Source organism: Ruegeria sp. CL6, from assembly GCF_056536465.1.
This window is the reverse complement of record NZ_JBQFPR010000001.1, coordinates 1,012,282-1,032,478: the sequence shown is the minus strand read 5'-3', so window position 1 is coordinate 1,032,478 and position 20,197 is coordinate 1,012,282. Positions and strand designations below refer to the sequence as shown.

Genomic DNA, 20,197 nt, shown 5'->3' with positions numbered 1-20,197 from the left:
CGTCGGCTTCACCGTCGAGCTGATCGCACCGATCGCGATGGAAGACGGCCTGCGCTTCGCCATCCGCGAAGGCGGCCGCACCGTCGGCGCCGGCGTTGTGTCGAAAATCATTGAATAATCGGTAGGCCGGGCTTCAGCCCGGCACATCGATAAAACTAAAGAAGGCCGCTCCTCACGGGGCGGCCTTTTTACTTGGGTTGGATTGTGTCAAAGACGCGCAACCTTGCCTTTGCGGGCAATAAAGCCTCTGAGCGGCTTAGATGACGCCAGCCAAAACCAATCGAACGATATCTTCGCGTTTCAGGCTACGCGCGCGCAGCTCGGCATCACTCATCAGCCAATAGGCGCGGATTCTGCGGATTGCCGATCGGGTTTCAGACAGACTGCGCAGGTTGGAACGGATGCGACGGTTCAGCTGTTGCCACAATGTGGCAGGGCTAAGAACTAGCGGGCGGTATACAGTGGATTTGGGCATGGGAGCGTTTCGTTGCATTTTGATTGAACCAATGCAATTTACGCACCCTTGCTGTTGGCAGCTAGTCCCGCCCAGTCATATCCGCTGTGCGTCTGGTGCAATGGCCCAGCGTTTCGGCCGGGCCATCTTATGTTGATTAGAGTGCAGCCTCTGCCGCTGCGCGAACAGCACGGATATTTTCGCCATATACGTTCGGTTGAGACACCGAACCGCCCTTGAAGACAGCAGACCCCGCAACCAGCACGTCTGCGCCCGCAGCCGCGACCAGAGGAGCGGTTTTCGGGTCCACACCGCCGTCAATTTCGATGTGGATGGGGCGATCTCCGATCATCTGGCGCAGGCGACGGACCTTTTCGGTCATGTCGATGAATTTCTGTCCGCCAAAACCCGGGTTTACGGTCATTACGCAAACCAGATCGGTCAGATCCAGCAGATGTTCGACCGCCTCGGCCGGAGTGCCGGGGTTGAGGGCGACACCAGCCTTCATGCCAGCCGCGCGAATGGCCTGCAACGTGCGGTGCGTATGCGGGCCAGCCTCGACATGGGCGGTCAGGATATCCGCGCCGGCATCGGCATAGGCTTGGATATACGGATCGACGGGCGTGATCATCAGGTGCACGTCCATCACTGTTTTTACGTGCGGACGAAACGCTTTGACGGCAGGCGGGCCAAAGGTCAGGTTTGGCACGAAATGACCATCCATCACGTCAACATGGACCCAATCTGCGCCCTGCGCTTCGATCGCCTGAATCTCGGCGCCGAAGTTGGCGAAGTCGGCGGACAGGATCGACGGAGCGATTTTGATGCTGCGGTCAAAGGACATGTTTGGCCTCGTGTCAGGAAATAGAGTCGGCTCGCGTATACCTGCGATAGCCAGAGAAGGGTAGAGCTTACGGCAGCGAGCGCTGCGTTACAAAACTTTCACCCAACCGACACACAGCCGTTGAACACCGCCTTTAGCTAGCCGCCAACACATTTGGGGGTGGCTCGTGCTGGGAATTGAAAAACTGACGAAACGATTTGGCGAGAATACGGCTGTGGATGCGGCCTCGCTGGACGTCGATAAACCATGCATGATCGGCATCATTGGACGCTCGGGCGCCGGTAAATCGACCCTCTTGCGCATGGTCAACCGCCTGACAGACGCCAGCGACGGCAAGATCATTTTTGAAGGTCGCGACGTTACCAGACTGAGGGGTCGCGAAAAGCGCGCATGGCAGGCTGATTGCGCGATGATTTTTCAGCAGTTCAATCTGGTGCCACGCATGGACGTGGTGTCGAACGTGCTGCACGGCACGCTGAATCGTCATTCGACGTTGGCGACCATGTTCAACCTGTTCCCGATGGAGGATATCCACCGCGCCATCGACATTCTGGACCGTCTGGGCATTGCAGAACACACGCCCAAACGGGCCGAGGCATTGTCGGGCGGTCAGCAGCAACGCGTCGCCATTGCGCGGGCCTTGATGCAAGACCCCAGCATCATTCTGGCGGATGAACCTATCGCCTCGTTGGACCCGATGAACGCGCAGGTGGTGATGCAGGCGCTGCGCCGCATCCACGAAGAGGACGGCCGGACGGTGATCGCCAACCTGCACACGCTGGACACTGCGCGCCGCTATTGCGACCGCGTCGTCGGAATGCGCGACGGGCGTATCGTTTTCGACGGCCTTCCCGAGCAACTGACCACCGGCGTCGCGCGTGAGATTTACGGTGCCGATGCCAGCTTCTCGGAAGAGGCGACCTCGACCGAGATCGAGACACTCGACACCACCCAAAAGGCTCTGATGGAAGCCGAGGCGACCATCTAAGCCGATCCCCCTTTCATCGACCGGCCGATGAAAGGCCGGCATATCAAACCGGAGAGAGACAGATGAAAAAACTGATTGCTGCCCTTGTTGCGACGACCGCAATCGCCGCCCCAGCGATGGCTGCGGATATCAACGAATTCCGCATCGGCATTCTGGGCGGTGAAAACGCTCAGGACCGTCTGAACAACAACGAATGCCTGCGCGAATACACAGAAGAAGCGTTGGGTGTTGAAACCAAGCTGTTTGCGCCTGCCGATTATGACGGCGTGATCCAGGGTCTGCTGGGCGGCACCATCGACATGGCGTGGCTGGGTGCCTCGGGCTATGCAAAAACCTACCTGTCCGACCCCGAAGCGGTTGAGCCGGTTCTGGTCAAGGTCAACACCGACGGCGGCTATGGCTACTACTCGATTGGATTTGCCCGCAAGGACAGCGGCATCACCTCGCTGGACGACATGAAGGGTAAGACCTTCGGCTTTGGCGATCCGAACTCGACCTCGGGCTACCTGATCCCGTCGATCGAAATTCCTGCCGCGATTGGTGCGACCATGGAATCGGGCGACTACTTCGGTGAAGTGAAATTCACCGGCGGTCACGAGCAGACCATTGTTGCCGTAAATAACGGCGACGTGGATGGCGGCGTGACCTGGGCTGACGGTCTGGGCGATTGGGAAGACGGCTTCAACTCGGGTGCTCTGCGTCGTGCGGTTGACGCGGGTCTGGTCGACATGAACGACATGGTCCTGATCTGGCAGTCCAAGCCGATCCCAGAAGGCCCGGTCGTTCTGCGCACCGCTTTGCCTGCGGATGTCAAAGAGAAGATGACCGCTCTGATGGCAGGTCTGGCCGAGAAGGATCGCGAGTGTTTCTACGGCGTTGCCGCGGGTGAAGCAAAGGCGTTCGAGCCGATCACCCACGACGCCTATGAGATTATCATCGAAGCGCGCAAGCTGAAGTCCAACTAAGCCTGCGCCCCCCAAAAACCGGGGTCCGGTTATCCTAGCCGGACCCCGTTTTCCACTCAGGAGCATTCCATGACAGACCTGACCGCAGGGTCCACGGCCATCGACCAGATTCGGGCCGACTATACCGAGATGACACGACGCAAGCGGGTCTATGGTGGTATCCTTCTGATCGTATTCGTGGCGTTGATGGCCGCAGGGTTTCGCACCGCCGATGACCGCAACGCAGGCAGCTTTGCGGACGGCTGGCACCGAGTCTTTGACTACCCCGCCGAAGTTCTGTCTGAAGCTTGGGATAAGATCGACGCGCTGCCTGCCAACCTGATCAAGTTCTTCCCGGCACTGGTCGAGACGATCAACATCGCTGCTGCGTCCACGTTGATCGGCACCATCGCAGGGACTTTTCTGGCACTGATGTCCACACGTGGAATGGCGCTTTGGCCTGCTCTGATCCCGCTGTTCCGGCGTATTGCCGATATCTGCCGGGCAATCCCCGAGATCGTGATCGCCCTGGTCCTGATCTTCATTCTGGGCGGCGGGCCGGTGCCCGCGATGATCGCCATCGCCATCCACACAGCCGGTGCATTGGGTAAACTGTTTTCCGAGGTGAACGAGAACGCCTCGCTGAAGCCGGTCGAAGGGCTGCACTCGGTCGGCGCCAACTGGTCACAGCGCATGTATCTGGGTGTGATCCCGCAGGTCGGGCCGAACTATGTCAGCTATGCCTTGTTGCGGTTTGAGATCAACATCCGAGCCTCGGCCATTCTGGGCTTTGTCGGCGCGGGCGGTCTGGGGTACGAGTTGCGCAACTCGATGTCGTGGGGGCAGGGGCGCTATGACGAGGCCGCCGCGATCTTTCTGCTGCTGTTTGTCACCATCGTTGTCGTTGACCAAATCTCGGGCCATCTGCGTGATCGCCTGACCCACGGATCCGAGAAAGGAGCGCGGGCATGAGCACCTTTGCCACGAACCTGACCATCGACGCGCTGAAAGCCGAAACTGACCATCTGTTCAGCCGCAAACGTCTTGTGAATTTCGGCCTGCCCTCGCTGGTGCTGGCTTATCTGATCTACGTTTTCTTTGCCTTCGACGTGCCCGGCCTGGCCGAGCGCGCGAACTGGGACAACGGCAAGACGTTGGTGGCCGACAGCTATAGCTACAAAACACATATTGCGCGTGACAATCGCACCGGCGAAGTCTCGGCCGCGATCGAAGGCGAGCGCAAGGGGGCCTACCCCGAGGGCGAAGCTCCGGATTGGGTCACGCTGGGTGAAACCACAGTGATTGATCTGGAGGATGGCCACGTTGTGCGGTTCGGCCCCGAGACCGTTGAATACGACATCCCCGGCTATGGCACCGTGCGCGCAACGCCGACTCGCGCAGCAGGCGTACAGGCCGAACTGCCAGCGGGTGATGTGCCGGAATGGATCAATGTCTCGAAGAACCGGATGGCGATCACGACGGATGCCGGGCGCCTGACGGTGACGCGGAACCGCTCGGAAGTGTTTCGGTATTTCACCGGGTGGGAGCTGTTCTTCTTCACCCTCGACAGCCCCTATTACGGCAAATCATTCCCGCAACTAGTCGGGCTGGCCGCAAATGGTGAGGTCGGGGCGATCCTGAATGATTTCTGGACCAACAAGATGTGGCGGCATCAGGACGTGGCCTGGGCGATCTTCGAGACGATCCTGATGGCCTTCCTCGGTACGCTGGGTGCAGGCATGGTCGCGCTGCCGCTTGCCTTTCTTGCAACGCGCAACTTTAACCCGCTGAGGTCTGTTCGGTTTCTGACTCGCCGCGTGTTCGATTTTGTCCGCGGTGTGGATGCCTTGATCTGGACCGTCGTGCTGGCACGCGCGTTTGGTCCCGGACCGCTGACAGGTGCGTTGGCCATTCTGGTGACAGATACCGGAACCTTCGGCAAAATCTTCTCAGAAGCGTTGGAGAACGTCGATCAGAAACAGATCGAAGGCGTCCAGTCCACTGGGGCCAACGCGCCACAACGGTATCGATTCGGCGTGATCCCGCAGGTGACGCCCGTGCTGCTCAGCCAGTTGCTGTATTTCCTTGAATCCAACACACGCAGCGCGACCGTGATCGGTGCCATCACGGGTGGCGGGATCGGGTTGTTGCTGACGCAAGCGATCATCACGCAAAAAGACTGGGAAGAGGTTGCCTATTACATCGTCCTGATCATCCTGATGGTCATGCTGATGGATTGGTTTTCGGGTTGGTTGCGCAGGCGTCTGATCCAGGGGAAAACTGCGCCCAAACGTAAGAAGGCGAAGCCTGTCAAAGCTAGCTGAGTTGGCGCAGGCAGAAGGATCAAAGGATTGCGTGTTTTCGCGCGCTGGGGGCGAGGCGTTTCGGGAAGTTCCCGCCTGCTGATGCTGCCGACCTTGGTTGTTGCTGTTAAACAGAACTGATTTCTGGTCAGCCCTCGTTCAGTGTGAGCGTCACGCGTTCACCCGCGAACACCGTTCGGCCAAATTCCACGGGCACGCCATTTGTGTCGGCGTTAATTCCTGTGGAAAACAGAACCGGTGCCCCTTCGGTCAGGCGAAGGTGTAGCGCTTGTGTGGCTGTCGCAGCCCGGGCCGTCAGGCGGGTTGAGACTCGGGTGTAGTCCTGCACGCCGCACACTTGCAGGGCTTTTGTCACCGATTGCGTCTCGGACAGGGCCACCAGGATATTGGGAAGGCGGTCCGCTGGAAATACGCTTTGAAACAGGCCAATGGGCTGGCCGTCGGCCAATGATAAGCCATCGTAGACATGAACAGTTGCGCCCGGCTCAAGCTGCAGCGCCTCGGCTTCGGCGTCGTCTGCTGTTCGGGTGGTGAGTGTCAGGATCCTCTTTCCCGGGATTTTGCCGCTGGCCGAAATGCTCTTGTGATACCTGACGCGCTTTCCGATCGGGTAATCCGTCGGACGCGCGGTCACGAATACACCCGCGCCGCGCCTTGAATGCACCAATCCCTGTTCGGCCAGGTCCGACAATGCGCGCCGAACGGTATGCCTGTTGACGCCATGCTGCGAGGCCAGTTGCGCCTCGGTCGGAAGTTGATCGCCGGTTTTGTATCGCCCCTCGGCGATGTCCGACGTCAGGCTTAACGCGATGCTTTTCCAGACCGGAGTTTTGCTCATGTCACCAAATCTTCACAGTATCCCGGATTGCGAGTCGCCCCGGCTGGGTGTAATATTTGTCTAGTTGTATAGTGGATATAGACAACCCAGCCAAGAGGGTTTGATGGCGGATCAGATGAAAACAGAAGATATCGCGCGCAAGGAATGGATGGGTATTCTGGCCCGTGTGCCGTCCGAGGCGCTGATGGAGAAATGGGCCGAGTTCGACCTGCGCCCCGGCTTTGAGTGGCTTCGTCGACCCGAAGTAGGCGGGGTCATGGTGCGCGGGCGCGCGGGCGGAACGGGCGCGGCTTTCAACCTTGGGGAAATGACGGTCACGCGCTGTTCGCTGGCGCTGGATGATGGGACGGTGGGGCATGGATATGTGCAGGGCCGCTCGAAATCGAAGGCGGAAGTCGCGGCGCTGATTGACGCGTTGATGCAAACCGACGCCGCAGGAAAGGTCCGGTCACAGGTTATCGAACCTCTGACCGAAATGATGCAAGTCGCAAAAACTAGCCGCGCGGCAAAGGCAGCCGCCACAAAGGTAGAGTTCTTTACTCTGGTTCGGGGAGAGGATTGATGACCACGCAACCCCAGTTCACAGGTGGTTTCAGCGATGCGCCCATTCAGGCCGCGCACGCGTTTCGGGCGGCCATGATAGCGATGGCCCGACCGGGCGACATTCGATCATTGACCGGCGCACTGCCGCCCAAACCTCTGTCTGTCGCCGCAGGCACGCTATTGCTGACGCTTTGCGATCCAGAGACCAAAGTTCATCTGGCCGGGGCAGCCGATACACCCGCCGTGCGCCTGTGGCTGACATTTCATACGGGCGCACCAGTCACGGGCGCTGACGAGGCGGATTTTGCAGTGGGAACGTGGCAGGACCTTGGGCCGCTGACGGCCTATCGGATTGGGACGTCCGAATACCCGGACCGGTCCGCGACCCTGATCGTTGAATGCGCTGAACTGACCAACGCCGGCGCAACGCTCAGTGGTCCGGGGATCAGGGATAAGGCGCGTTTGTCTCTGCCGGACATCCCGGCTTTGCAGGCCAATTCGTCGTTGTTTCCGCTGGGGTGTGATTTCTTTTTCACCTGCGGCAGCGAAGTTGCCGCCCTGCCGCGCAGCACGACAATCCGGTCGGAGGGATAAGCGATGTATGTTGCAGTCAAAGGTGGTGAAAAGGCCATCGAAAATGCGCATTCCTGGCTGGCCGAGGAACGCCGGGGGTCAACGGATGTGGCCGAGTTGAGCATCGCGCAAATCCGCGAACAGCTTTCTTTGGCCGTGAACCGGGTCATGGCCGAGGGGTCTCTGTTCGATCCCGATCTGGCAGCTTTGGCGATCAAGCAGGCGCGGGGCGATCTGATCGAGGCGATATTCCTGATCCGTGCATACCGTACAACCCTGCCGCGGTTCGGGTATTCAAACCCAGTCGTGACGGGTGAGATGGCGTGCGACAGACGAATCTCTGCCACCTTCAAGGATGCACCGGGCGGTCAGGTTCTGGGGCCGACCTTCGACTACACACATCGTTTGCTGGATTTCAAACTTGCCGCTGAGGGGGACGTTCCCGACGCGCCGCATGGCGAACCTCGTGATGAGCCGACGCCGCATATCACGGAGTTTCTGCAGGGCGAGGGGATTATTCAGGATGAGCCCGAAAGCGATGAAACCCCTGACGACTTGACCCGGCAGCCGATGGAATTTCCGTCCAATCGCCCGTTACGGCTTCAATCCCTGACGCGCGGCGATGAAGGGTTTGTGCTGGGCATGGCGTATTCGACCCAGCGCGGATACGCCCGTAACCACGCTTTTGTCGGGGAATTGCGCATCGGCAAAGTCACGGTTGAGATGGACATCCCGGAACTGGGTTTCGCCATCGACATTGGCGAGGTTGAACTGACCGAATGTGAAACGGTCAATCAATTCAAAGGCTCAAAGACCGAACCGCCCCAGTTCACGCGAGGCTATGGGCTGGTCTTTGGTCAGTCCGAGCGCAAATCCATTGCGATGGCTTTGGTCGATCGCGCCCTTAGGTGGGAGGAACTGGGCGAAGACAATCTGGGCGCTCCGGCGCAGGATGAGGAATTTGTCCTGAGCCATGCCGACAACATTCAGGCCACCGGTTTCCTCGAACATATCAAACTGCCGCACTACGTGGATTTCCAGTCCGAGTTGGAGCTGGTCCGAAAGCTGCGTCGCGAAGCCGAACAGCGCATCACGCCGAAGGAGGCAGCGGAATGAGTGAGTACAACTTTGCCTATCTGGACGAACAGACCAAGCGCATGATCCGCCGTGCCATCCTCAAAGGTTTGGCGGTGCCCGGTTATCAGGTGCCTTTCGCCAGCCGTGAAATGCCGATGCCCTATGGCTGGGGCACGGGCGGGGTGCAGGTGTCGGCCGCGACGCTGACCCCGGATGATACGTTCAAAGTGATCGACCAAGGTGCGGATGACACCACGAACGCAGTGTCGATCCGCAAGTTCTTTGAGAACACAGCAGGCGTCGAAACCACCGAGGAAACCGAAAAGGCGAGTGTCATCCAGACCCGCCACCGCATCCCCGAGGCCAAGCTGCGCGAGGATCAGATCCTCGTTTATCAGGTGCCGATCCCGGAACCCCTGCGTTTTCTAGAGCCGCGCGAGACCGAGACGCGCAAGATGCACAGCCTTGAAGAATATGGGCTGATGCATGTGAAGCTGTACGAGGACATCAGCCAGCATGGGGCGATTTCAACCTCATACGCCTATCCGGTGAAGGTGTCGGGGCGCTATGTGATGGACCCGTCTCCGATCCCGAAATTCGACAACCCCAAGCTTGAGATGGACGCGATCCAATTGTTCGGGGCAGGCCGCGAACAGCGTATCTATGCCGTACCGCCACACACTAAGGTCGTGTCTCTGGATTTCGAGGATTACCCTTTCGAGGCGACAAAGGCCGATCACCCCTGTGATCTGTGCGGGGCCGAGGACAGCTATCTGGACGAGGTTATCACCGATGACGTTGGCGGCCGGATGTTTGTCTGCTCTGACACCGATTACTGCCGGTCCCGGCGTGAGGCGGGCCACACAGGTCGCATGACCAAGGAGGTTGCAGCATGACCCCTCTGCTACAAGTCAAAGACATCGAGAAACGATACGGAACCCGGATCGGATGCTCGGGCGTCAGTTTCGATCTTTACCCGGGCGAAGTCATGGGAATCGTTGGCGAAAGCGGTTCGGGCAAGTCGACTTTGCTGAATTGTCTGGCCGGTCATCTGGAGCCTGACGCGGGGCAGGTGATTTTTGATACCCGCACGGACGGGCCTGTGGATACGGTGACCATGTCTGAACCCGAACGGCGGATGCTGGGCCGGACGGACTGGGCCTTTGTCCATCAGCACGCTCGCGACGGGCTGCGTATGTCCGTCAGTGCAGGCGGCAACATTGGCGAGCGTCTGATGGCCGTCGGCGATCGCCACTACGGTCAAATCCGCGACCGCGCGATCGATTGGCTGGGTCGCGTCGAGATCGACGGCAGCCGCGTGGACGACCGCCCAACCGCGTTTTCGGGCGGGATGCAGCAACGGTTGCAAATCGCGCGTAATCTGGTGACTGGCCCTCGGCTGGTGTTCATGGACGAACCGACGGGCGGGTTGGACGTGTCCGTTCAGGCTCGATTGCTGGACCTGTTGCGCGGTCTGGTCCGCGAGATGGGGCTGAGCGCCATCATCGTCACCCATGATCTGGCCGTGGTGCGGTTGCTGGCGGACCGGCTGATGGTGATGAAGGACGGCCACGTGGTCGAGGCGGGTTTGACCGATCAGGTTCTGGACGATCCGCAACATGCCTACACCCAGTTGCTTGTTTCAAGCGTGCTGCAGGTTTGAAGGGACAGGGCAATGATTGAACTGATCAATGTGAACAAAAGCTTTACCCTGCACAATCAGGGCGGCGCGGTCATTCCAGTGATGGAGGGCGCAACGCTCAGAGTCTCGCCCGGAGAATGCGTCGCGCTGACGGGGGCGTCCGGGGCGGGCAAGTCGACCTTGATGCGGGTGATCTACGGCAACTATTTGGCCGCGTCCGGGCGGGTTCTGGTGGGTGGCTTGGATGTGGCACAGGCCGAGCCGCGCCAGATCTTGGCCCTTCGGCGCGATACGCTGGGATATGTCAGCCAGTTCCTAAGGGTTGTTCCACGCGTCCCAACGCTCGAGGTTGTGGCGGAACCGTTGCTTGCAATTGGAACCGAAAAGCAGGCGGCGCTGGATCGGGCGGCCGCATTGCTGGCCCGGTTGAACATTCCCGAACGGCTCTGGCAGCTTAGCCCAACGACGTTTTCAGGCGGCGAACAGCAGCGCGTGAACATTGCACGCGGCTTTGCGCACACCTATCCCGCGATGCTGCTGGACGAGCCGACCGCCTCGCTGGACGCCCAAAGCCGCGAGACAGTATTGTCGCTGATTGAGGAGGCCCAAGAGCGCGGCGCAGCCATCGTTGGCATCTTTCACGATGTCGAAGCGCGCAGCCGCGTGTGTGATCGGGAAATCGACGTGTCAGGTTTCACGCCGGGCAAGGCCGCATGACCCGCGCCCCTGTCATAGCGGTTGTTGGCCCATCCGGGGTAGGCAAGGACAGCGTGATGGAGGCGCTGGTTGCGCGCGCCCCCGGAATTTTAAGAGTGCGGCGCGTGATTACCCGGCCCAAGGGCGAGGAAGGTGAGGATTTTGACAGGGTCACAGAAGATGCTTTTCAGCGCATGGTGGCCGAAGATGCGTTTATTCTGCACTGGTCGGCGCATGGGTTAAAATATGGCGTGCCCCGTTCAATCGAGACCTTCAGGCAGACCTCGGATGCGGTGCTTGTGAACCTGTCCCGCTCGGTCCTGCTTCGGGCGCAGGAGGTGTTCGGCGATCTGGTCGTAATCTCACTAACCGCCGATCCCGGGGTTCTTGCCCAGCGACTTGCAACGCGGGGGCGAGAGAGTGCAGCCGAACAAGAACGTCGTCTGGCACGCGCCGAAACCAGTCTGCCCTCGGGCCTTGCGCAGGTCTTTGAGGTCGATAATTCCGGCCCTTTGGATCAGACGATTGGTACCATTCTGACCCGGCTTCAACCAGAAAGGGCGTAGCGATGGATCATGTGAAAACGCCCATCCTCAGCCTCGCCCACAAGGGTCAGATCATTGATCTGAAACGGGTTTGGCAGCAGGGGTGTAAGCCGGTCTTCAAGCGTATTCTGCACCGTGGTCAGCGTAGGTTTGTCCAGACGCCCACTGAGCGTGATGTGAAAGCGAAACGCCTCCATCACGTAGGGATAGCCCCATTGCACGAGGTTGGCCTCTTGTTCCGGCTTCAGACCGGCACCGCGCCGACGATCGAGTTCAGATTGCGGCGCAGGTGCGCGAAACGCGTCCAGTTCCCGCACGCAGCCTGCGGCCAAAGCGTTCAGGTCGGCGGTGTCTCCGACCGGGCGAAGGGCCAGAAACCGCCCCAGCCGCGCGATTTCAAGCCCGTCCAGCACCACGGGCGCGCGTGTGGCAGCAAATTCGGCACAAGCCGTGTGCAGACTGTCGAACGATTGCCCCTGCGCCGGACGAAACGGAGGCTTCATCGTCGCATGCAGCCCGTATTTACGCGGAACCTCTGTCACCGAGGAAACGTCAACCCCTGCGATGTCCGGATGTGCAACAGGCTGTCCGGTTTCCATGTCCCAACCCAGCCATTGGGTCGCAAATCTTGTCCAACCGGCCTCAGCCGGGGGCGCAAAATAGATCGCGTATCGCGTGAATGTCACATTGGCCTCCTATGCGTGGCCTTCCCAATAGCTCAAACCGTGTGAAGTTCAGATGACAGAAGAAATGATCCTTGCCAATGCCACACTCGTTCTTCCCAACGAGACGCTAACGGGCAGTGTTCGGATTGCGGGTGAGACAATTGTCGAGGTCGCGTCCGGTGCCGCGATTCCCGCAGGTGCGATTGACTGCGACGGGGATTTTGTATGCCCCGGACTGGTCGAATTGCACACCGACAATCTGGAACGTCACATTCAGCCGCGCCCAAGGGTCGACTGGCCTCATGCCGCGGCCATCCTCGCGCATGATGCTGAACTGGCCAGCACAGGGATCACCACTGTGTTTGACGCCATGCGCATCGGCTCGATCCCCAGCGGCCAGCGCTACAAGAAATATGCGCGTGACCTGTCCCGCGAGCTGTGGAATTTGCGCGAGCAGGACGCGCTAAAGATCAGTCACTTCCTTCACCTTCGGGCAGAGGTTTGTTCCGAGACACTGGTCGCGGAGCTTGACGAGTTTGATGCGGACGACCGAGTGGGCCTTGTGTCGCTGATGGATCACACGCCCGGCCAGCGACAGTTCCGGGACATGGCCCAGCTTGAGGCGTATATGAAGGGCAAGCACGGCATGAATGATGACGACTTTCTTCAGCATGTCGCCCAACTCAAATCGCTGCGCGAACGCTTTGGCGACAGGCACGAAGTCGAGACGGTTAATGCCGCCCGGCGCTTTGGCGCGATGCTGGCCAGTCACGACGATACCACGGATGCCCAAGTGCGCATTTCCGCAGGGCATGGGATTACGCTGGCCGAATTCCCCACAACCGTTGAGGCTGCCCGAGCCTGCCACGACCACGGAATCAAGGTGATGATGGGTGCTCCGAATGTGATCCGGGGCGGGTCGCATTCCGGCAATGTCGCGGCGCATGAGCTTGCCGAACTCGGACATCTGGACATTTTGTCGTCAGACTATGTGCCCGCCGCCCTGCTGCTGTCGGCGGCCCGATTGGGCGAGATGTGGGGTGATATGGCGCGCGGATTGCGGACCGTGACACAGACGCCTGCGTTAGTTGTAGGGCTGGATGATCGCGGCGAATTGCGCGCCGGGGCACGCGCGGACGTCATTCGGTTCCGACTGCGCGAGGGCGCACCTGCGCTCAACGGTGTCTGGTCGCGTGGGCGTCGTGTGGCCTGATCAGGCCATGTAGAACAGATACCGGTCCGGGGCGATGGTGTCCGGGCCGCTGATCTGGTCAAATCCCACCAAGGGCTGACCCGAGATCAATAGGCCGCCCGGTCGCATAACCTGCGCTATGAGGGGGCTTAGACGAGCGGCTTCGGCCACGTCCTCGTCCTTAATGCCGCGCCCGAAATCATAATGTGCCATCGCGATTTTTTGCCCGTCTGCGGCTAGCTTCTTGAGCATGGGTTCCGCTTCGCCCTGCAGAAAGTCCTCTGCTGGCGGAGTGCTGGACGGGTGGCATTGCAGAACCCGGTCCATCACCCAGATGCGGCGGTCCGGCAGGATTTCCCTGAGGTGATCATAGGTTCGACCGTTTCCCAGACCCATGTCCAGAACGTCTCCGGTCATGTCGGATATCTGTTCGGCTGCCCAGTTCAGCCCATCGCGTTGGGCCGTCAGGCGGCGCAGCATGGAATCCAGTCGGCTCATTCAGGTCTCCGTCTTGTATCGTTCTGCTGCGCGGTCCAGATGACGGCAGGCCCATCCAATAGCCGGTGCAGCAGGTCTTGTGTGAATGTCCAGACGTCTTCGTCATGGACAAGGTGATGGGTCAGAACGCCAAAGGGTTCAGTATTGTCGGTACGCCCTTCGCGGCGATCCCGCAGCAGGTCCACGGCTTGTTGGATCAAGGTATCCGAAGCGACCAATCCCCGTGTCCCACGCCAGTCAATCGGATCCAGATGCGTATTAACCTGTAGCAGTCCTGACACAGGGTAGGTGGTCTTTCGCGGCGTGGCAGTCGACAGAAACCGGTAGCCCAAATCAGGCAGTCCTTTTACGACGTCCGGGGCAATTCGGTTCCAGGGCGGCACGAACATCGGGCACAAGCGCTCGCCGAACGCGGCATTCAATCGGTCCAGCCCGGCTTGCGCGTCTTCCAGTATCTCTGACACGGGTCGGTGCAGCCGGAATTCCGACTTTTTCTCGCCCTGCGGCGCGTGGTTTTGATGTGCCCATCCATGAACAACCGGGATCAGGCAGGGATTGTCCAAGACATGCCCCGTCAGTGCGTCGTCAGCGTCTCGTGGGATCATCGCCAGATGCACTGGCAAACCAAGCCTATCTGACAGGGCGGTCAGACGATCAAGCTGCGGAGTGATGGTAACTGCGTCGTCGTCACGCCACCATAAAGGCAGCGACAGGCCCGTGTTCTGCCAAACCTCAAGCTCGACCATCAAGGGACGCCAATCGACGGTCATTTGCGCTGCTCCAAGAGGGTCTTGGCGATGTCCACGGACTTTGCGGCCCCGTCAAACCCAAACTCTGCGGTTGGCCTGATGGGGGCATCAAAAACGCGGTCCACCTCCATCGCCAACGTGTCGCCGTTCAGGTCCTGACTTGGCAGAACGTTGATCGCGGGTAAGTTAGACAGGCTTTCTCCGCGCAGCGTCTGCTCAACCTCTTTGCCATCATCGAATGGCACGAATACCGCGGGTGTCCCCGCCTGAAGGATGTCGAGCGCGGTATTGTATCCGCACATGCTGACCGATGCGGCCGCGTGGGGCAGCATCTGGCGGAAATCGGGCCGCACCTTTTCGAGGGTTACGGGTGCGTCGCCTACGTATTGGGACAGGTGATCAATGCGCGCGCTTGCGTCCTGTCCACCGACCAGCAGGCGCCAGCGCCTGTTGGACATCTTTCGGGCGGCTTCGATAGCCGCACGAAAGATCGGTTGCCCCACCGATCCCCCTCCGGCGCTGACAAGCACTTCGCCCTGACCCAGCGCGTCGGGGTGCGGATCAGGGGCTTTGGGCGCAACAAAGCCCGTGTAAAACAGCCGTCTCTCAAGCTGTTCCGAGACCGGCCAGCTTAGGTCCAACGGAACGACCTTCTGGTCGGAATGAACCAAAATACCGTTATAGCTGTCCAGCACGATCTGCTCGGTGCGTTCGGCCTTTGAGGGCCTGGATGGCGGGGCGAGTATATCCCGCACAGACCCCAAAATAACGGGTTTGACGGGCAGTTCCTGTGCCGCGTCAAGCGCTGCGGTGAACTCATCCGTCAAGGACCTGCGTCCAAAGGGGTAAAGCTCGGTGATCAGAATATCCGGGGCGAAGGATCGCACCGCTTCTACCAAAGCCCGTTTGCGCGCCTGCATATAGGCATCATCCGCAACGTCGCCTGTTTGCGTCAGCAGCCGCGTGAAATCCGTGCCGTCTGACCGTAAGGGTGGCAACCCAAGCAGCGTTATCCCGGCGCTATCCAGTTGCGGTGCGGGCATTCCGCCGGACACCAGAAGAACCTGATGACCGTCTTGCACAAAGGCCCGCCCCAGCGTGAGCGCGCGGCTCAGGTGCCCTGTCCCCAGCAGATGGGTGACGACGATCATGACTTTCATTCGGGAACCTCTGCCCGGATCAGGCGGACGGGTTCAGGGTCAGGGCGCATAGTATCCATATCAACGATATACAGGCGGTTGCGTTTGATTTTGAAGGGGGGGGCGCCGCTAAAATCCCAACCCCAGGCCATCGCCAAAATGACCCGCATAATACCGATATGGCAGACCGCAACGGTATCACCACGCAGTGAGTCCAGCCATGGGCGCAAACGCAACCTTACTTCCGCAGGGCTTTCCCCGTTCGGAGGTCGAAAATCCCATCCCCAATCCTCGATATGGCGGTAGCCGCTGCCAGTATCCGCGATCAGGTCGACACCGCGCAGGCCTTCCCAGTCACCCCAGTTCATCTCGGTCAGCGCAGCGGACATCATAGGATCCTGCCCCGATACCAGTTGGGCCGTTTCTCGGGCCCGCGCAAGTGGGCTGGACCAAATGGCCGCCGTGTCCCACGGTTGCGGCAGGCGATAGGTCGACAAGTCCTGACGCGCATCTTCGTCGAGTTGGATGTCGCTGCGCCCCTGTATGCGACCGGCGCGGTTCCATTCCGTATGTCCATGGCGCAGCAGTGCAAGGCGGGTCATTGGCGTCCCTCAATCAATGGGCGTGCGGCCTTCCAGAACCTGTCCGTGGCCGCGGGCATAAGGTGTCGCGCGGCTATTCGTTCACGCGATAAACGTCCGATCGAAAGGCGCAGCGGCTTGTCATTCAGCACGGTTTGAATACGTGCAGCCAGCGCAGATGGGCCTGCGTCCGGCGACGGATAATCACCCGGAGCCAAAACATCACGAACGCCCGGCCTGTCTTGCGCCACCACCGGCATCCCATTGGCCTGCGCTTCCAGATAGATCATTCCATACGCCTCATTCACGCCGGGCCAAACCAGCAGGGACGCGGTTTGGTAATGCGCTTGCAGCGCGTCCCGATCCAGCTGGCCCAGAAAGTGCACCTTTGATCCGAAGGGGGCCATCAACGTCTCGACCGCTGCGCGGGCCGGACCGTCGCCTGCGATTTTGAGAGACCAATCGCTCTGCAAATGACCCAATGATTGAGCCAAAATCTCATATGAGGCCAGCTTATCGCCTTGCCGCATCATTCCAACGGTCAGCATCGGCCCTTTGCAGGTCGATGGGGTCGGTAGCTCTGAAAGTGGCAGGAACGGAGGCAGTTCCACCAGGCGTTGCGCTCCAAACTTTTCCCGTTCCAGCGTAATGAGGTCGTTGGCCGTGTGATAATAAATCACCTGCGCGGCGTCGCATGCATCGTGCGCAGCTTGCGCGAACCCGGCCCACGGGCCTTTCAACCGGCTTGTGGCGCGGGTGCTTTCCAATTGCACATAGGGGATGTTGCTGGCTTTGCACACGCGGGGACCCAGCAGGTCCGGTGCCTTGTAATAATTGTGATAGGTCACCCAAAGCGCTGTATCCGCAGGCAATTCTGCAATCAACCTTTGCGCCTCTGTCTCGGCTTGTGCGCACAATTCCTCTTGGACATTGGCATCGCCGGTCTTGTCATAGATGCGCAGGTGCGACACCAGATCAACCGTGTCACCTTGCGCGCCAATTGCCTGCATCAGGTTGCGTGCCATTTCACGATCACCAGACGGCACCGGGCTGTCCGGTGATTTCATCGGAGTGTAAAAGGCGACGCGCGCCATCAGTCCGGGCCCGCGCCAAGGGCGCTGAGCCGTTCGGAAAGACGCGCGATGCCCGGATCCATCCGAAACTCGGCGATAAGTCGGTCATGGGCGGCGTTTGCCATCGCCGCGGTTCCGACGGGATTGTCGGCCATCTGGATCATGGCTGCGGCAAGGGCGGCAGGATCATCGTCTGACAAAATGCCGTGCCGACCGGTTTCGATGAATTCCGGGATCGCTGAGACGGGTGTGGACAGGATCGGCAGGCGCTGGGACGCGGCCTCCATCAGCACGTTGGGCAAGCCGTCCCGGTCGCCGTCCGACGCGACGCGGCTGGGTAGCACAAACAAGTCGGCCTCGCGCATCGCGGCGATGACTTCTGGTTGGTCGCACGCGCCTTTCCACACGATCCGATGCGCGACCCCGGCGGCCCGGGCGCGTTCCTGCAGAACTTTTCCCAAAGTCCCGCCGCCGATATGCGTCCAGCGCCAGTTCAGTTCGTCAGGCAGCATGGCAAAGGCGTCGATCAGGCGGTCGAACCCTTTCTTTTCAACCAACCGACCAACGGACAGCATATGAAACGGATCACCCGAGGCGCGGGGTTTGCGATCTGGCGGGGGCGGGAAGCGTGTCAGGTCCAACCCGTGATAGATCAGATCGACCCGCTTTGGATCGTCGGCCAGACTGCGCAGGTGTTCCGCGCCGACTGCGGTACAGGTTGCGCCAAACGCGGCACCGTGCGTGCTGGCCTGCAGCTTTTCGGACTTTTCCCAATCGGGGGATGTCCAAATGTCCTTGGCGTGCGCAGAAAAGCTCCAGGGCAGGCCGCGCATGATGGCTGCATAGCGGGCGACGGATGACGGCGTATGCATGAAATGGGCATACATCACCCGCGTCGCCTGCGGCAGCTCGGCGGCCAGAACGCATGCCTGCCCAAAGCGTCGAATGCGGTTATGCGTCGGGTCACGGCGCAGATCAGCACGCCAAACCCGATAGGCTTCGGCGTAGCCGGGCAAGCCTTGGGCCGCGCGCCGGGCGGCCCAGACGCGATCCGGCTCTTGGTAAAGGTATTCGGGCAAGTAATGCACCTTACCCTTGAACCGATCATGCAGCGGATGACGTTTCACATCTGTTGGATGCCGAAGGGACCAGATGTCAAAGCGATGACCTGCATCCTGCAGGGCAACCAGTTCTTGCGCGATGAACGTCTCGGACAGGCGCGGCCACCCTTTGACCAGCACCGCCAGTTTCGGAGGCTTGGATGTCATCCGGTGGCCCGTTCCCGCTCACCACCCAGCAGGGCGTCAATCCGGCTGGTGACATAGTCCAGCCCATCCAGCAGCCCGTCCTGAATTGCCTGAGAGGGCAGCGGCTGATGAGGCAGGGCGCGGATCGCCTGAACCATCGCGTCCGTTGTCAGCCCGTCCCGGCTTTCGTCCAGCATGCGAACCAGCCCCAGACCCTCGGCACGTGAGGCGCGAATCCACTGTTCCAGCCTTGGTGTCGTGCGCGGAACAATGACCGCGCGTTTGTCGAAAGACAGGACCTCGCAGAAGGTGTTGTAGCCGCCCATGCAGACCACGCCGGCAGCGCCCGCAAACAGCGTTTCGATCTGGGATTCAAAGCCCACGGCTGTCACGCGGCCATTCAGGGCGGCGACGCGGGTTTCAAAGTCTTCGCGCAATTCGCCGGACAGGAAAGGGCCATAGACCAGCACGGCCCGCGGCGAAAGGTCTGGGTCCTGTTCGTAGGCGGACAGGACAAGGTTAACCATCGCCTTGCCGTCGCCACCGCCACCCGGCGTGATCAGGATATAGGGCTGTTCGGGCGGTTCGCCCACGGGCCCCAGATCGCGACGCAGATAGCCCGTCCAATGGATACGAGATTGTGCGGCCGGGCTAAGCGGCAAACCACTGGTGGGGTCATAGATCGACCGCAAGCCGTAAACCCAGATTTCGTCATAGTACTTTTCGGTCGCTGTAACGGCTTCTTTCCGGTCCCACTCGGCAGCGAGAACTTCGGGTTCATCCAGAACGTCGCGCAGCCCCAATACCAAACGCGTGTCCTTGGTCTGGTACAGCGTTTCAAGCGTTGGCAACAGCTCACCGCGAAACCCGGTGGGTTCTTTGTCGACAATCAGAACATCGGGTTCAAACTGCTGGACCGCAGTCTGAATCAAACCGGCCCGCAATTCCGTCACCTCTTCAATGCCCATGCCCATCGTTTGTGAGGCATAAGACCCGTCGGCCCGTTTCGTTACCCCCGGCAGGCGGACATGGTCCACGCGGCGTGGAAATGTAAATCGCCCCGCAACAGGCGATCCCGTCAGGATCAGTGCCGAGGCGCTAGGATCGGCCTGTGTGATCGCCGAGGCCAAGGCGCGAGACCTGCGCAAATGGCCCAGTCCGAACGTATCGTGGCTGTAGAACAGGATGCGGGGCGCACGGCCGATTGTATCGTTTTGTCTTCCTAGGCTCATGCTTTCGCCTGTATTTGTGTCTCGGTGCAACTCCGCGCGCTAGCACCTGTATCGTATATGTTTTACGCCCGCTTGCAAAAACTCGGTCGTGACGAGCCAAAACCGAAAACCATTGCGATTTGGCTACATGTTACAACAGTTTTTCCAGAGGTTCCCTGTTCTAAATCAAACGCAAAATCCGCATCCTTTGCGCACCTTGCTCGATTGCTCATATTCAGTTTTTGCCCGGTTGAAAACACTTCAATGATACTCATTGCGCCGGGAACACGGGCGGACACGATATTGGGAAGCGAATGTTTGATGATTTGAACACAGCTACGTGCTTCTGTAATCTGCCCTTTAAACGCCGAACG

General features: G+C 59.9%; 24 protein-coding genes. 13 read left to right on the top strand and 11 right to left on the bottom strand.

Annotated features, from left to right (window positions below; all coding sequences use genetic code 11):
- Positions 1-118: EF-Tu C-terminal domain-related protein (locus ACR0LH_RS05110; protein ID WP_170544332.1), on the top strand; the 118-nt coding region annotated here is incomplete at its 5' end.
- Positions 119-256: 138 nt separating this feature from the next.
- On the opposite strand, the gene ACR0LH_RS05105 is transcribed toward ACR0LH_RS05110, so the two are convergent.
- Together ACR0LH_RS05105 and rpe are read right to left on the bottom strand one after the other, a co-directional pair.
- A complete protein-coding gene (locus ACR0LH_RS05105) occupies positions 257-475 on the bottom strand; it encodes a hypothetical protein (protein ID WP_170413974.1) in 219 nt (72 codons plus the stop codon).
- Between the two features lie 136 nt (positions 476-611).
- On the bottom strand, positions 612-1,298 hold the full coding sequence (rpe, locus tag ACR0LH_RS05100; RefSeq protein WP_480719900.1) for a ribulose-phosphate 3-epimerase: 687 nt from the start codon (positions 1,296-1,298) through the stop codon (positions 612-614).
- Between the two features lie 166 nt (positions 1,299-1,464).
- Here rpe and phnC point away from each other — a divergent pair, with 166 nt between their 5' ends.
- The 4 genes from phnC (at position 1,465) to phnE (ACR0LH_RS05080) (ending at position 5,554) form a co-directional block, all read left to right on the top strand.
- Positions 1,465-2,286, top strand: a complete 822-nt coding sequence (phnC, locus tag ACR0LH_RS05095; RefSeq protein WP_480719899.1) for a phosphonate ABC transporter ATP-binding protein — start codon at positions 1,465-1,467, stop codon at positions 2,284-2,286.
- Positions 2,287-2,348: 62 nt separating this feature from the next.
- Entirely contained in the window at positions 2,349-3,251 is a 903-nt protein-coding gene (gene phnD / locus ACR0LH_RS05090) for a phosphonate ABC transporter substrate-binding protein (RefSeq protein ID WP_480719898.1), read from the top strand.
- Positions 3,252-3,320: 69 nt separating this feature from the next.
- Positions 3,321-4,202: a phosphonate ABC transporter, permease protein PhnE gene (phnE, locus tag ACR0LH_RS05085; protein ID WP_170616972.1), complete on the top strand. Its 882-nt coding sequence runs from the start codon at positions 3,321-3,323 to the stop codon at positions 4,200-4,202.
- Complete coding sequence (phnE, locus tag ACR0LH_RS05080) at positions 4,199-5,554, top strand: phosphonate ABC transporter, permease protein PhnE (RefSeq protein WP_480719897.1); 1,356 nt, start codon at positions 4,199-4,201, stop codon at positions 5,552-5,554. Before phnE (ACR0LH_RS05085) ends, phnE (ACR0LH_RS05080) begins: the two co-directional genes overlap by 4 nt.
- A 127-nt stretch (positions 5,555-5,681) precedes the next feature.
- On the opposite strand, the gene phnF is transcribed toward phnE (ACR0LH_RS05080), so the two are convergent.
- Positions 5,682-6,392 carry a phosphonate metabolism transcriptional regulator PhnF gene (gene phnF, locus ACR0LH_RS05075; protein ID WP_480719896.1) on the bottom strand — a complete coding sequence of 237 codons (711 nt, stop codon included), beginning with the start codon at positions 6,390-6,392 and terminating at the stop codon, positions 5,682-5,684.
- 103 nt (positions 6,393-6,495) lie between these two features.
- Here phnF and phnG point away from each other — a divergent pair, with 103 nt between their 5' ends.
- From phnG to phnN, 7 genes are read left to right on the top strand one after another with little or no spacing between them, the layout of a single operon-like run.
- Positions 6,496-6,954: a phosphonate C-P lyase system protein PhnG gene (gene phnG, locus ACR0LH_RS05070; RefSeq protein WP_480719895.1), complete on the top strand. Its 459-nt coding sequence runs from the start codon at positions 6,496-6,498 to the stop codon at positions 6,952-6,954.
- Entirely contained in the window at positions 6,954-7,529 is a 576-nt protein-coding gene (phnH, locus tag ACR0LH_RS05065) for a phosphonate C-P lyase system protein PhnH (RefSeq protein ID WP_480719894.1), read from the top strand. The genes phnG and phnH overlap by 1 nt, the downstream gene beginning before the upstream one ends.
- Before the next feature lie 3 nt (positions 7,530-7,532).
- A complete protein-coding gene (locus ACR0LH_RS05060; protein ID WP_480719893.1) occupies positions 7,533-8,624 on the top strand; it encodes a carbon-phosphorus lyase complex subunit in 1,092 nt (363 codons plus the stop codon).
- Positions 8,621-9,481 (top strand): alpha-D-ribose 1-methylphosphonate 5-phosphate C-P-lyase PhnJ, encoded by an 861-nt coding sequence (locus ACR0LH_RS05055; RefSeq protein ID WP_170697451.1) that lies wholly within the window; start codon positions 8,621-8,623, stop codon positions 9,479-9,481. The genes ACR0LH_RS05060 and ACR0LH_RS05055 overlap by 4 nt, the downstream gene beginning before the upstream one ends.
- Positions 9,478-10,248 carry a phosphonate C-P lyase system protein PhnK gene (gene phnK / locus ACR0LH_RS05050; RefSeq protein WP_170697450.1) on the top strand — a complete coding sequence of 257 codons (771 nt, stop codon included), beginning with the start codon at positions 9,478-9,480 and terminating at the stop codon, positions 10,246-10,248. The genes ACR0LH_RS05055 and phnK overlap by 4 nt, the downstream gene beginning before the upstream one ends.
- Before the next feature lie 12 nt (positions 10,249-10,260).
- Positions 10,261-10,944, top strand: coding sequence for a phosphonate C-P lyase system protein PhnL (gene phnL, locus ACR0LH_RS05045; protein ID WP_480719892.1), 684 nt, complete (start codon positions 10,261-10,263; stop codon positions 10,942-10,944).
- On the top strand, positions 10,941-11,489 hold the full coding sequence (gene phnN, locus ACR0LH_RS05040; protein ID WP_480719891.1) for a phosphonate metabolism protein/1,5-bisphosphokinase (PRPP-forming) PhnN: 549 nt from the start codon (positions 10,941-10,943) through the stop codon (positions 11,487-11,489). Before phnL ends, phnN begins: the two co-directional genes overlap by 4 nt.
- On the opposite strand, the gene ACR0LH_RS05035 is transcribed toward phnN, so the two are convergent.
- A complete protein-coding gene (locus ACR0LH_RS05035; RefSeq protein WP_480719890.1) occupies positions 11,471-12,154 on the bottom strand; it encodes a DUF1045 domain-containing protein in 684 nt (227 codons plus the stop codon). The genes phnN and ACR0LH_RS05035 overlap by 19 nt on opposite strands.
- A 52-nt stretch (positions 12,155-12,206) precedes the next feature.
- Between ACR0LH_RS05035 and ACR0LH_RS05030 the strand changes: the two genes are divergently transcribed.
- Positions 12,207-13,346: an alpha-D-ribose 1-methylphosphonate 5-triphosphate diphosphatase gene (locus tag ACR0LH_RS05030; RefSeq protein ID WP_480719889.1), complete on the top strand. Its 1,140-nt coding sequence runs from the start codon at positions 12,207-12,209 to the stop codon at positions 13,344-13,346.
- Here ACR0LH_RS05030 and ACR0LH_RS05025 read toward each other — a convergent pair whose 3' ends face one another.
- The 7 genes from ACR0LH_RS05025 to ACR0LH_RS04995 are packed head-to-tail and all read right to left on the bottom strand — an operon-like array spanning position 13,347 to position 19,844.
- Positions 13,347-13,823, bottom strand: coding sequence for a class I SAM-dependent methyltransferase (locus ACR0LH_RS05025; RefSeq protein WP_480719888.1), 477 nt, complete (start codon positions 13,821-13,823; stop codon positions 13,347-13,349).
- Positions 13,820-14,593 carry a polysaccharide deacetylase family protein gene (locus tag ACR0LH_RS05020; RefSeq protein WP_480719887.1) on the bottom strand — a complete coding sequence of 258 codons (774 nt, stop codon included), beginning with the start codon at positions 14,591-14,593 and terminating at the stop codon, positions 13,820-13,822. Before ACR0LH_RS05020 ends, ACR0LH_RS05025 begins: the two co-directional genes overlap by 4 nt.
- A complete protein-coding gene (locus tag ACR0LH_RS05015; protein ID WP_480719886.1) occupies positions 14,590-15,732 on the bottom strand; it encodes a glycosyltransferase family protein in 1,143 nt (380 codons plus the stop codon). Before ACR0LH_RS05015 ends, ACR0LH_RS05020 begins: the two co-directional genes overlap by 4 nt.
- A complete protein-coding gene (locus ACR0LH_RS05010) occupies positions 15,729-16,313 on the bottom strand; it encodes a histidine phosphatase family protein (protein ID WP_480719885.1) in 585 nt (194 codons plus the stop codon). Before ACR0LH_RS05010 ends, ACR0LH_RS05015 begins: the two co-directional genes overlap by 4 nt.
- On the bottom strand, positions 16,310-17,386 hold the full coding sequence (locus tag ACR0LH_RS05005; protein ID WP_480719884.1) for a glycosyltransferase family 4 protein: 1,077 nt from the start codon (positions 17,384-17,386) through the stop codon (positions 16,310-16,312). Before ACR0LH_RS05005 ends, ACR0LH_RS05010 begins: the two co-directional genes overlap by 4 nt.
- Positions 17,386-18,633 (bottom strand): glycosyltransferase family 4 protein, encoded by a 1,248-nt coding sequence (locus tag ACR0LH_RS05000; RefSeq protein WP_480719883.1) that lies wholly within the window; start codon positions 18,631-18,633, stop codon positions 17,386-17,388. Before ACR0LH_RS05000 ends, ACR0LH_RS05005 begins: the two co-directional genes overlap by 1 nt.
- A complete protein-coding gene (locus ACR0LH_RS04995) occupies positions 18,630-19,844 on the bottom strand; it encodes a hypothetical protein (protein WP_170484350.1) in 1,215 nt (404 codons plus the stop codon). The genes ACR0LH_RS05000 and ACR0LH_RS04995 overlap by 4 nt, the downstream gene beginning before the upstream one ends.
- Positions 19,845-20,197 lie beyond the last annotated feature (353 nt).